The organism is Pseudomonas sp. UYIF39, from assembly GCF_029963765.1.
Classification (GTDB): Bacteria; Pseudomonadota; Gammaproteobacteria; order Pseudomonadales; family Pseudomonadaceae; genus Aquipseudomonas.
In genome coordinates, this window is record NZ_JALBYU010000003.1 from 100,773 (window position 1) to 113,188 (window position 12,416).

The window sequence follows — 12,416 nt, forward strand, 5'->3', positions numbered from 1 at the left end:
TCAATATTGACCATGCCACCTATCACTCCGATAGCCAGCCTTGATTCGCCGACTGGTTTGGGCCGGCCTATTCTTTGTTCACGAGCCTCAACGAACCAAGGATTACCATCATGGGCAAACGTCACCCCAACCTCCCCGCCTGGCAATGGCGAGCGTACCCGAACAATCACCAGCACCCGACCAATCTGGTGCTGCACCTGATTGCCGTGCCGCTGTTCATCGTGGCGTTTCTGCTGATTGTCTCGGGAGTGTTCAGTCTGAGTTTCGCGAATGTCGCGATTGGCGTCATCGGCCTGTTCGCCGCCCTCGGCCTGCAACGCCACGGTCACAGCCTGGAGGCGCAAGCCTCCGAGCCATTCAGTGATCGCAAAGATGCCATGTCGCGCTTGCTGGTCGAGCAGTTTCTGACTTTCCCACGGTTCTTCCTGAGCGGCGGCTGGTGGCGCGCCTGGCGTGAGCGCCACCGTCGTCACTGATCAGGCGAAAATCGTCACCGTCTGCCGACTCATGGCAATCAATTGACCGTCCGCGTTCCACAATTTCGCGGCCGCATGGCCGTAGCCGTCAGCGGCATGTTCGATTTCAACGAGGTATTTGCACCAGTCCAGCGTGCTCAGTTCAAGCAACGGCTGGACGAATTCAATGGTCCAGGTCAGCGTGCTGCCCATCGCCGGTTTTTTCAGGTGCGGCAACAGTGCCGGAGGCCAAGCGTCGACCAGCGCGAGGATATGCGACTCGCTGACGGCCTCTTCCTTCACGTCCCCACGCAAGCGCACCCAGCCTCCCATCTCGCGGGATTTGTTGCCGGTGAACGGCAGACCGCCGACGCTCCAGCGCATCGCCAGATGCCGCATGAACTCTGGAGTCACGCCTTTGATGTAAGGCAATTCCTGGCAATCGTCCCAGTGCTTCATCTCGGGCGCCGGTTCGGCGATCACCGCCACTTCCGACGGTCGCGAGGCGCCGAAGCTGCCCTGGACCAACGTCACCACCTGGCCCTTCTGCATCGCCCGACCCAGCACCTGGCTGACCGCTTTGCCTTCGCGCAATACATCGACTTCGAAGCTGACCGGTACTTCTGGCTCGACCGGGCCGACAAAGGTGATCGCCAGCGAGCGCACCGAACGATCCGCCGGGACTTTTGCGCGCATGGCTTCGTACTGCAAAGCGGCCACCAGGCCACCGAAACTGGCACGCCCCTGAGCCCATTCGGCCGGGATTGACAGCTCGAGCGGCTGGCTGCGGACAGCGTCGAGCAGATCGGAAAAGCGCATGAAAACCTCAGAGCGGGAAAAGGATGAAGGATCTTAACCAGCCTGCGGGGATGGCACAGCGCTTATTCCTGCCAAATTGACTGACAGATAAGCCGGATCCACATGCTCTACGTAGGAGCTGCCGAGATAGTTTCAGGATTTGAAACAGGTAGCGCTGAGTTTGTCGAGGACGCGGTCGGCGCGGCCTTCTGCCTTGGCCATGGCAGTTTTCCAGGCGGCGACGCAGGGCTGCAAATCGGCTTCCTGCTCAGCTATGGCCAGCCATTGCAAGCAATCATGCCAATCGCCCAAGGCACCTTGCGCGGACTTCAAGCGCGGCATCGCCGCTTTCGGCAGTCGATCCAGTTCGGGATAGGCTTCGATGCCATAGCGCACGCGCTTGATCAGCAGGCGCAAACGGTGGCGATCATGTGCCGGATCGTGCAGGGCTTTGTCGAGTTTCTCCCACTGTTTGGCCAAACGTTTTTCGATGCACTGACGCAAGCCCTTGAGCAACCGCTGACGTTGGGAGGCCCGCAGAAAACGCGGAAAAGCGTCGAGGATCATCAGCAACTGCGCCACTTCAGGACTCGTCGCGACCGCCGGGTAAGCCTCGGCCATCTGCGTCATACGCCGCTGGGCAGCCTCCGGCTGATCATGCTCGAGCAGGTACGCCGCCAGCACTTCGCGATCGCGCAACGGCGTGGTCAAGTCGCCGACCCGGGACGCCGCCGCTTCCAGCTGTTCGACCCCGGGCAAGCCGCGCAATGGCCGCAGCAGACTGCGTAAACGGCGAACCGTGGTACGCAGATCGTGCAGCGCTTCAGGGTCAGTGCACGCACTCAAGCGTGCCTGACAGACCAGCAACCGAACTTCCAGGCCCAGGACATGAGCCACCAACCGATCAACCAAGGTAGACATCGCTTGCTCCCGGAATCGAATTGCCGCTAATGCCTACATCATGCCTCAACGGCCGGCACGCGATTCACGAATATAGAAACGCGCCTTCTCGGCCTTCTTGGCGCAACCTTCGAACCCTTCGAATTGCTGCTGAGTCTTGGCCGCCGTCAATAGCGATAGGGCCTTGGAGTAGCTGACGGTCCCGGCGAAACCTTCGGCCTTGGCCAGATCCAGTTCATGCCACGCCGCATCAAGCCCGCTGCCGCAGCTGTCACGGTAAGCGGTTTTGCCGGCGCAACCGGCAAGTGCCAGGGCAATCAAAGGCACACAGATCCAGGCTTTCATTACTCACACCTCAAAGATAGGTAAACAATCCGTGCAGTTAAGACGGTCTGACGCGTGAAAAGTGCCTTGGCACCGCCTCGGAAATTCTAGCGTTCGCGAGAATACCCATCTGCCGCCAAAGAGTGTCGAAAAAACGACGCCCTCGCCTCGCGTAACGACCTTAGCGATTGAAGCGCGCCCCTCGATGGGTGCATTGTTGAACCTTGTCAGACGAGGGCGATTCATGAAAAAGCGTGTCGCGCTGGTGCTGGGCTCAGGTGGAGCCAGGGGCTATGCCCATATCGGGGTCATTGAAGAGATCGAACGGCGTGGCTACGACATCGCTTGCATCGCCGGATGTTCCATGGGCGCGGTGGTCGGCGGAGTCTATGCCGCCGGCAAACTCGACGAATATCGCAACTGGATCGAAAGCCTGGATTACCTCGACGTGTTGCGTCTGGTGGACGTCAGTTTTCGTCTGGGTGCGATTCGCGGGGAAAAGGTTTTCGGACAAATCCGCAAGATCGTCGGCGAGATCAATATTGAAGACTTGCGCATCCCTTACACAGCGGTAGCCACCGACCTGACCAACCAACAGGAAATCTGGTTCCAGGAAGGCTGCCTGCACCAGGCCATGCGCGCCTCGGCGGCGATTCCCAGCCTGTTCACCCCGGTGATGCAGGGTAACCGCATGCTGGTGGACGGCGGTATCCTCAACCCTTTGCCGATCGTGCCGGTGGTGTCGAGTCATTGCGACCTGATCATCGCGGTCAACCTCAACTCCACCAACCAGCGCCACTATCAACTGCCGGTGATCCAGCGCCCGGCGGCGTTCAAGACCCGCTTCGACAGCCTGATCAACTCGCTCGGTTCAAAATTGCCGTTCCGCCGCAAACAGGCGGAACAATTGCTGCGGCTGGAAAAGGAAGCGTTGATGGCAGAAGCGGCCGAGATCAACCCGTGGATCGAATCCGCAGAACCCGAAGCCCAGCAACCGGCCGCCGCCCCTGAACGCGAAGGCGCGCCGAAGTCGGCGACCGGCTCGGTCATCATCGACAACGTCGGCCCAGCTTCTTTGCTGGACCTGATCAACCAGAGTTTCGAGGTGATGCAAACCTCATTGGCGCAGTACAAGATCGCCGGTTATCCGCCGGATGTTTTGATCAACGTGCCAAAGCGAGTGTGCCGGTTTTTCGAGTTTTACAAGGCACCGGAGCTGATCGCGCTGGGGCGGGAGATTGCGCGGGATACGATGGATCGGTATGAGAATGAGCGGGATTCCTGAGGTTCTCGAGTGCAGCAACTGGCCTCATCGCGAGCAAGCTCGCTCCCACAGTGGTTTTAGGTGATACACAAATTTTGTGTCCATCAAAGATCAATTGTGGGAGCGAGCTTGCTCGCGATAGGGCCAGTGAAGACAACTCAGAACTAAAGGCCACCCTCACTCAACAACCGATACCCGACCCCAGCCTCGGTGACGATAAACCGCGGCTGCGTCGGGTCATCCGCCAGTTTCTGGCGCAGGTGCCCGACTACAATCCGCAAATAGTGAGTGTCCTCGGTATGGGTCGGCCCCCAGATGTCCTTGAGCAGTTGCTGCTGGGTGATGACCCGCCCCGGATGCCGCGCCAGTTGTGCCAGTACCGCGTATTCCTTGCGGGTCAGCGCGACTTCGGTGCCGTCGAGCAACACTCGGCGATAAGCCAGGTCGACGGTCAACGGGCCGAACGTCAGCGCCGCGGGTTGCGCTTCTCCCGCCGGCGCCTGACGCAACAAGGCACGAACGCGTGCAAGAAATTCCTGAATACCAAACGGTTTGGTCACGTAGTCGTTGGCGCCGCCATCGAGCGCTTCGACTTTCTGCCCTTCACTGGCGCGCACCGAGAGCACCAGCACCGGCACCGTCGACCACTCGCGAAACTCGCGCAGCACTTGCTGGCCGTCCATGTCCGGCAGGCCGAGGTCGAGCACCAGCAAGTCCGGCTTATTCAGCGCAGCCTGGGCCAGGCCTTCGGTGCCGGTGCCGGCTTCGAGCACTTTGTAGCCCTGGGAAACAAGGCTGATACGCAGAAATTTGCGGATCTGCGGTTCGTCGTCGATAACCAAAATGGTCGCGGTCTGGCTCATGAATTCACATCAACACAAAGAAGTGGCAAGAGAGTAGCGCAAGCGCAATCAGGCTTCACTTTCGGCTCTTAATTTTCAAAGGCCGGCTGAGCCTGCAACGGCAGGTGCAAGGTGATGCAGGTGCCCCGCCCTTCGATGCCATCGGCAACGCTGATTCGCCCGCCGTGAGCACCGACCATGCCCTGACAGATCGCCAGCCCCAGCCCGGTGCCTTGCCCGCCACGATCACCGCGCGCGGCGGTGTAGAACATGTCGAAAATCTTCGCCCGCTCTTCCTGCGGAATCCCCGGTCCTTCATCGCTCACCGAAAAAAACAGCTCGCTGTCGTCGGCTCCGGCGCGCAATTGCAGGCGACCGTGAGACGGTGAAAACCGCGCCGCGTTTTCGAGCACGTTGACCAGCGCCTGTTCGATCAGCGCGGCGTGGACGTAAAGCAGCGGCAATTGCGGCGGCACTTCGGTGGTCACCTGCAACGGCGCCAGCACGGCGCGCAGACGATTGAGCGAACTACCAACGATGTCGGCCGGCGACACCCAGTCCCGCGCCAGCTTCAGCGCGCCGTGTCCGAGTCGGGTCATGTCCAGCAGGTTTTGAATGTAGCGATCAAGGCGCTCGGCTTCATCGCGAGTGCCTTCGAGCAGTTCGCGGCGATCCTCCAGCGGGATCGCCTCACCGAGGGCCAACAGGCTGTCGATGCTGCCGCGCATGGAGGTCAGCGGCGTGCGCAGATCGTGGGACACCGAGGCCAGCAAGGCACTGCGCAGTTGCTCGGTTTCGCCGTGCAGCCGAGCGGCTTCCAGGTCTTCGGCCAATTGCGCACGCGCCAGCGCCTGGGCCAGCGGTTGGCTCAGCGCGGTCAACAAACGCCGACGCTGACCGCTCAAGGTCTGGCCCTCTTTGGCACACACACCGAGCAATGCCAGCGGCCCGTCTTCCACCGACAACGGCCACCACCACCAACGCCCGAACGGCAGCGTGCCGGTGCCCGCGCCGGCCGGTTGATCGTGTTGCCACGCCCAATCGGCAGCCGCGCGCTCGGCTTCGGAAAACTCCAGCGGGCCACCGGTTTCGACTTTCCAGTCGCCCTGGCCGTCGCGATTGAGCAGGCAGAGTTGCAGATCACTCCAGCCATTGAGGTGCTGAGCCGCTGCGCTGACCACCGCCTGGCGGTCGGTGGCAGCGGTGAGTTTGCGCGACAGGTCGAGCAGTTCTGTGGTCTCTTCCTGGGTGTCGCGCAGCGCCTGTAATTGCCGACGCTGCCGGGCCGCGAGATTACCGGTGAGCGCCGCCATCAGCAGGAAGAACAGCAAGGTCAGCACATCTTCTTCGCGTTGGATGGCGAACGAGAAATTCGGCGGAATGAACAGAAAGTCATAGGTCAGAAACGACAGCGCTGCACAGGCCAACGCAGGGCCGAGGCTGCTGCGCACCGCCACCAGCAACACCGCGGCGAGGAACACCAGCGAGATATTGGGCAGCGGCAAGACACTTGCCACCGCCCAGGCCAATGCACTGGCGAGCACCGTCGCCACCAACGCCAGCGCGTAGTCGAACCACACCAATGCCTGCGCCGAACGCTGACGCGGCTGATGCTGTTCTTGATCGCTGTCGAGGACGTTGATTTCCAGCCCGCGCGCATCGCGCAGCAAACGTGACGCCAGACCGCCGCCGAACAATCGTCGATGCAAACGCCGCCGGGACGGCCCCACCAACACCAGACTCGCGCGGCGTTCGGCAGCGTGCTGAATCAGCGTTTTCGCCACCTCGCCAGCGCGCAGCAGCACCACTTCGCCGCCGAGGCGTTCGGCCAATTGCTGGGCACTTTGCAGACGCAGCCGTGACTGCTCGTCACGCACGCTGCCGTTGTCCACATGCACCAGGCTCCACGGTAAATGCCGACGCTGGGCGACTCGACTGGCGTGACGCACCAGACGCTCGGCCTGTGCATCGCCATCGACGCCGACCAACAGGCGACCGCGTACCGCCGGCGCCGCTTGGCCGAGCTGGCGATAGCCCTGGGCCAAATCATCATCGACCTGAGCGGCGGCGGTTTGCATCGCCAGTTCCCGCAGGGCCGTGAGGTTGGTCTGGGTGAAGAAGGCGTCGATGGCCGCCCTCGCCTGCTCCGGCACGTAGACCTTGCCGTCGCGCAGGCGCTCGAGCAGCTCGCGCGGTGGCAGGTCGATCAACAGCAGTTCGTAGGCTTCTTGCAGCACCCAGTCCGGCAGGGTTTCGCGGACCTGCACACCCGTGATGCCACGCACTTTGTCGTTAAGACTTTCCAGGTGCTGGACGTTGACCGTGGTGAACACGTCGATGCCTGCGGCGAGCAGTTCCTGAATGTCTTGCCAGCGTTTGGTGTGGCGACTGCCGGGGGCGTTGCTGTGGGCCAGTTCGTCCACCAGCACCAGTTTCGGTTTGGCTGCGAGCAGGCCGTCGAGGTCCATTTCTTCGAGCATCACGCCACGGTATTCCGAGCGCACCAACGGCTGCTGCGGCAAGCCGCCGAGCAGCGCTTCGGTCTCGGCGCGACCGTGGGTTTCGACCACGCCGGCGATGACTTTCACGCCCTGACGCAGTTGGGTGTGGGCCGCTTGCAGCATGGCGTAGGTCTTGCCGACACCGGGCGCGGCGCCGAGAAAAACCTTGAGCCGGCCACGGCCATCCCGAGGCAGGTCTGCTAACAGCGCGTCGGCGCGGCCGGAGTCACTCATGTTCGGGGATCTCTTTCATTCAGATGTTGATGGGGTGACTGTTCTGCCGTAATCGCGAGCAGGCTCGCTCCCACATTTTGGAATGCATCCCCCTGTGGGAGTGAGCCTGCTCGCGATGGCAGCACCACCGATCTACAGGTTTTCCAGCGCGATGTTCAACGCCAGCACATTCACCACCGGCGGGCCAACGAGCGGCTTCTCGATGTGCGCATCCATCAATTGTTGAAGGGTTGCCACCGGCAAATTGCGCGCGGCCGCAACACGCGCCAGTTGATAGGCAATCGCGGCCGGTGGCAAGTGTGGATCGAGGCCGCTGCCGGAGGTGGTGACCATCGCCAATGGCACCGGACCCTGGCCCGGCACCAGCAGTTTGTTGGCATCGTCGATCACCCGAGTGGCCAGGGCCGGGTTGCTCGGCGAGAGGTTGCTGGCACTGCTCGACACGGTGGCAAAGGCACCGGCCGATGGCCGTGGATGGAACCAGGCGTCGCCGACGAAATCCTGGGCAATCAGCGACGAGCCACGGACCTTGCCGTCGGCATCGTGGACCAGGCTGCCATTGGCTTGATCGGGGAATGCGACCTGGGCGACACCGGTGACGACTAGTGGGTAGGCGACGCCGGTGATCAGGGTCATCAGGACAAGCAGGCTCAGGGCCGGACGTATCATTGTGGACATTTCAAAATCCTCGAACTCAGTAAATAACTCAGGTCTGGAGTTCGCCACCAAACCCTGTGGCGAGGGGATTTATCCCCGTTGGGCTGCGCAGCAGCCCCAAAACCTGCAACTTCATTTTTTCTGGCGCACCGCATGTATCGGGTTGGCGACTGCTTCGCACTCGAACGGGGCGATGCGGCGTTCCGATAAATCCCCTCGCCACAGAGCCCGCGTCACCCGATAGAACGTCAAACCAGATGCAATGCGGTCAGCAACATATCGATCGCCTTGATCCCCACAAACGGCACCACAATCCCGCCCAATCCATAGATCAACAGATTGCGTCGCAGCAACGCCGCCGCACTCGCCGCCTGCACGCGCACACCGCGCAATGCCAGCGGGATCAGCACCACAATAATCAAGGCGTTGAACACAATCGCCGACAGAATCGCGCTCTGCGGACTGCTCAGGTGCATGACGTTCAGCACGCCCAGTTGCGGGTAGATCGAGGCGAACAGCGCCGGCAGGATCGCGAAGTATTTGGCCACGTCGTTGGCGATGGAAAAGGTCGTCAGCGCACCACGGGTCACTAGCAATTCTTTACCAATCTGCACCACGTCCAGCAGCTTGGTCGGATCGCTGTCGAGGTCGACCATGTTCGCCGCCTCACGTGCCGCTTGCGTGCCGTCGTTCATCGCCATGCCCACGTCCGCCTGGGCCAGGGCCGGGGCGTCGTTGGCGCCGTCACCGCACATGGCGACCAGGCGACCGTCATTCTGCTCGTGGCGAATGCGCGCCAGTTTTTTCTCCGGTGTGGCTTCAGCCAGCACGTCATCGACGCCTGCTTCAGCCGCAATCGCTGCAGCGGTCAACGGGTTGTCACCGGTCACCATGACGGTGCGGATGCCCAGTTTGCGCAGCTCGGCGAAACGCTCGCGGATGCCAGGCTTGACCACGTCTTTGAGGTGGATCACGCCGAGTAATTTCCCATCGGCACATACCAGCAACGGGGTGCCGCCGCTCTGGGCGATCTTGTCGATTTCCCGGGACAGCGGCGCGGCCAGATCGGCGCGCTTCAGGCCAACGAAGGCCAGCAACGAATCCACCGCGCCTTTGCGATAAACACGGCCCTGATAGTCGACACCAGACAGACGCGTCTCGGCGCTGAACGGTACGGAGGTCAGCAACTCGGTCGCCGGCTCAGGTTGTGGCTGAGTGCCGCGCAGGTACTCGACGATGGATTTACCTTCAGCCGTGTCATCGGCCAGCGAGGCGAACAACGCTCCCTCGGCGAGTTCCTTGGCGGTGACGCCAGGTGCCGGATAAACCGCGGTGCAACGACGGTTACCGAAGGTGATGGTGCCGGTCTTGTCCAGCAGCAGGACATGTACATCCCCCGCCGCTTCCACCGCACGACCGGATTTGGCGATCACATTCAGGCGCACCAGACGGTCCATCCCGGCGATACCGATGGCCGACAACAGACCGCCAATGGTGGTCGGAATCAGCGTGACCAATAACGCCACCAAGAACACCAGCGGCAGGCTGCCGTTGGCGAAGTGGGCGAACGGTTGCAGGGTAACGACCACCAGCAGGAAGATCAGAGTCAGGCCGATCAGCAGGATGTCGAGCGCCACTTCGTTCGGGGTTTTCTGGCGTTTGGCGCCTTCGACCAGGGCGATCATGCGGTCCAGTGTCGACTCGCCCGGGTTGGCGGTGATGCGCACCAACAGCCAGTCGGACACCAATCGTGTGTTGCCGGTGACGGCCGAACGGTCGCCGCCGGATTCACGAATCACCGGCGCGGATTCACCGGTAATCGCCGCTTCGTTGACCGCTGCAATACCTTCGATCACCTCGCCGTCACCGGGGATCATTTCCCCTGCTTCAACGCGGACCACATCGCCCTTGCGCAGGCTGGTGGCCGGCACCACTTGAAAGGCGCCGGTGCTGGTTTTGCGCCGAGCGCTCAGGCCTTCACTACCGGCCTTGAGGCTGTCAGCGCGAGCCTTGCCGCGACCTTCGGCCAGTGCTTCGGCGAAGTTGGCGAACAGCACGGTGAACCACAACCACAAGGCGATTTGCGCGGCGACAAAAGTCGGCACGCTGCTGTCGGGAATGAAGCACAGCACGGTGGTCAGGATCGCGGTCAGTTCGACCACCAGCATCACCGGCGCACGCTGCAATTGCCGAGGGTCGAGCTTGACGAAGGCTTGCACCAGCGCCGGACGCCAGAGCGCCGAGATCGCGGTTTTCGGTTGTTCCGGCGCCTTGGCGACGACGGTTTTGCTTACAGGCATATTCATGATGGATTCCTTAGAAGCCCATACTCAGATGTTCGGCAATCGGACCCAGCGCCAATGTCGGCAGGAAGGTCAAACCACCCACCAGCAAAATGGTCACGGTCAGCAAGGTCACGAACAGCGGGCCATGGGTCGGGAAGCTGTTCTGGCCGATCGGCGCGGCTTTCTTCATCGCCAGGCTGCCGGCCAACGCCAGTACCGGGAGGATGTAACCGAAGCGACCGATCAACATGCCCAGACCCAGCATCAGGTTGTGGAACGCGGTGTTGGCACCGAAGCCACCGAATGCCGAACCGTTGTTGGCGCTGGCCGAGGTGTAGGCATAAAGCAACTGGCTGAAACCGTGAGGACCGGGGTTGCTCACCGCCGCGACCGGGCCTGGCAGGCTGGCGGCAATCGCGCCGAGCACCAGCACACCGACCGGCATTACCAGCAAGGTCACCACCAGCAATTGGACTTCCTTGGCTTGCAGTTTCTTACCAAGGTATTCCGGGGTGCGGCCGATCATCAGGCCGGCGAGGAACACCGCGATCAACACGTTGAGCAACATGCCGTAGAGCCCGGCACCGACGCCGCCGAAAATCACTTCGCCGACCATCATGTTGACCAGCGCGACCATCCCGCTCAGCGGGTTGAGGCTGTCGTGCATGCCGTTGACCGAACCGTTGGACGCCGCCGTGGTGGTCACCGACCACAGCACCGTGGCGGTGGTGCCGAAGCGTGCTTCCTTGCCTTCCAGCGGCGCGGTCTGTTCGACGGCGACATTGTTCAGGGTCGGGTTCGGTTGATATTCAGCCCACAGCGACGTCGCGCCGCCGATCAGGAACAGCGCCAGCATGCAGGCGATGATCGCGCGGCTCTGACGAAGGTCTTTCACGTAGTGGCCGAAGGTGAACACCAGCGCCACCGGGATCAGAATGATCGAGCCGACTTCAAACAGGTTGCTCCACGCCGTCGGGTTCTCGAACGGGTGCGCCGAGTTGACGCCAAAGAAGCCGCCGCCATTGGTGCCCAGTTGCTTGATCGCAATCTGACTAGCAGCCGGGCCCAGCGGGATCACCTGATCGACGCCTTGCATCGTCACCGCATTCACGTAGTGCGCGAAGGTTTGCGGCACGCCCTGCCAGACCAGATACAGCGCCAGCAGCAGGCACAACGGCAGCAAGCCGTAGAGGGTAGCGCGGGTCATGTCGACCCAGAAGTTGCCGAGGGTCTTGCTCGACTTGCGACCAATACCGCGACACAGGGCTACCAAAACGGCGAGGCCGGTGGCGGCGCTGACGAAGTTTTGCACGGTGAGGCCGACCATCTGACTCAGGTAGCTCAGGGTCGCTTCGCCGCTGTAGGACTGCCAGTTGGTATTGGTCATGAAGCTGACGGCAGTATTGAACGCTTGCGTCCACTCCTGACCCGGCAGGTTTTGCGGGTTCAGCGGCAAGTAATCCTGAAACAGCAGGATCGCGAACAACAGCAAAAAGCCAGCGAGGTTGAAGGCGAGCAAGGCCAGGGTGTATTTCTGCCAGCTCTGTTCGGCCTGCGGATCAACGCCGGCCACCCGATAACATCCACGCTCTACCGGGCCGAGGATCGGTGTCAGCCAGGTGCGCTGGCCTTCCATCACCTTGTAATAGAAGCGCCCCAGAAACGGTGCCGGAATCAGCACCAGGGCGAAGAAGGCGAGGATCAGCCAATAGTCATAACTGTGCATAGCCGCTCCTAGTTCCGGTCCGCGCGCAACAGCGCAACCAACAGATAAATGAACAGCCCCACTGCCAGTAGCAGTGACACCCCGTCCAGAACGCTCATGGAAGTTCTCCGTGTTACGGCGTATTGCCGCGTGTGGAGTCATTGTCGGAAGGAAGGCTGTAAAGGAACGAGATCGAGGGTGTTGGCTGTGCATAAAGAAAGCGTAAAGAGTGGGTTTATGGCTTCGTTACAGCTTGGTTTTGTGGCGTTCATCGCGAGCAAGCTCGCTCCCACATTTGGAATGCGTTGGTCGTGACGACGCTGTCCATTGTGGGAGCGAGCTTGCTCGCGATGGCGGCATAACAGACACCACTGCCCCCAACTGGCGCACAAAAAACGGTCATTCGGTGGCAAACATCCCCGATACGACGTCTTTCTGCACTTTACGACCG

At 61.5% G+C, this 12,416-nt stretch carries 11 protein-coding genes; 2 read left to right on the plus strand and 9 right to left on the minus strand.

Annotation, left to right across the window (positions count from 1 at the left end):
- The first annotated feature begins 110 nt into the window (after window positions 1-110).
- Window positions 111-476: a terminase gene (locus MO767_RS05320; protein ID WP_282479683.1), complete on the plus strand. Its 366-nt coding sequence runs from the start codon at window positions 111-113 to the stop codon at window positions 474-476.
- Here the strand turns inward: MO767_RS05320 and MO767_RS05325 are convergent, their stop codons facing one another.
- The 3 genes from MO767_RS05325 to MO767_RS05335 all read right to left on the minus strand — a co-directional run bounded on the left by MO767_RS05325 (window position 477) and on the right by MO767_RS05335 (window position 2,498).
- Window positions 477-1,274 (minus strand): acyl-CoA thioesterase domain-containing protein, encoded by a 798-nt coding sequence (locus tag MO767_RS05325; RefSeq protein ID WP_282479684.1) that lies wholly within the window; start codon window positions 1,272-1,274, stop codon window positions 477-479.
- Between the two features lie 132 nt (window positions 1,275-1,406).
- On the minus strand, window positions 1,407-2,174 hold the full coding sequence (locus MO767_RS05330) for a CHAD domain-containing protein (RefSeq protein ID WP_282479685.1): 768 nt from the start codon (window positions 2,172-2,174) through the stop codon (window positions 1,407-1,409).
- A 45-nt stretch (window positions 2,175-2,219) separates the two neighbouring features.
- A complete protein-coding gene (locus MO767_RS05335; protein WP_046047942.1) occupies window positions 2,220-2,498 on the minus strand; it encodes a hypothetical protein in 279 nt (92 codons plus the stop codon).
- A gap of 223 nt (window positions 2,499-2,721) precedes the next feature.
- On the opposite strand from MO767_RS05335, the gene MO767_RS05340 reads away from it, so the two are divergent.
- Window positions 2,722-3,762, plus strand: coding sequence for a patatin-like phospholipase family protein (locus tag MO767_RS05340; RefSeq protein ID WP_282479686.1), 1,041 nt, complete (start codon window positions 2,722-2,724; stop codon window positions 3,760-3,762).
- 143 nt (window positions 3,763-3,905) lie between these two features.
- On the opposite strand, the gene MO767_RS05345 is transcribed toward MO767_RS05340, so the two are convergent.
- The 6 genes from MO767_RS05345 to kdpF form a co-directional block, all read right to left on the minus strand.
- Window positions 3,906-4,604, minus strand: a complete 699-nt coding sequence (locus tag MO767_RS05345) for a response regulator (RefSeq protein ID WP_282479687.1) — start codon at window positions 4,602-4,604, stop codon at window positions 3,906-3,908.
- Between the two features lie 68 nt (window positions 4,605-4,672).
- Window positions 4,673-7,318, minus strand: coding sequence for a sensor histidine kinase KdpD (locus tag MO767_RS05350; RefSeq protein WP_282479688.1), 2,646 nt, complete (start codon window positions 7,316-7,318; stop codon window positions 4,673-4,675).
- Between the two features lie 132 nt (window positions 7,319-7,450).
- Complete coding sequence (gene kdpC, locus MO767_RS05355) at window positions 7,451-7,996, minus strand: potassium-transporting ATPase subunit KdpC (protein ID WP_282479689.1); 546 nt, start codon at window positions 7,994-7,996, stop codon at window positions 7,451-7,453.
- 227 nt (window positions 7,997-8,223) lie between these two features.
- Window positions 8,224-10,281 (minus strand): potassium-transporting ATPase subunit KdpB, encoded by a 2,058-nt coding sequence (gene kdpB / locus MO767_RS05360; RefSeq protein WP_282479690.1) that lies wholly within the window; start codon window positions 10,279-10,281, stop codon window positions 8,224-8,226.
- A gap of 10 nt (window positions 10,282-10,291) precedes the next feature.
- Complete coding sequence (gene kdpA, locus MO767_RS05365; RefSeq protein WP_282479691.1) at window positions 10,292-11,986, minus strand: potassium-transporting ATPase subunit KdpA; 1,695 nt, start codon at window positions 11,984-11,986, stop codon at window positions 10,292-10,294.
- An 8-nt stretch (window positions 11,987-11,994) separates the two neighbouring features.
- Window positions 11,995-12,084, minus strand: a complete 90-nt coding sequence (kdpF, locus tag MO767_RS05370) for a K(+)-transporting ATPase subunit F (RefSeq protein ID WP_007899818.1) — start codon at window positions 12,082-12,084, stop codon at window positions 11,995-11,997.
- Window positions 12,085-12,416: the final 332 nt, after the last annotated feature.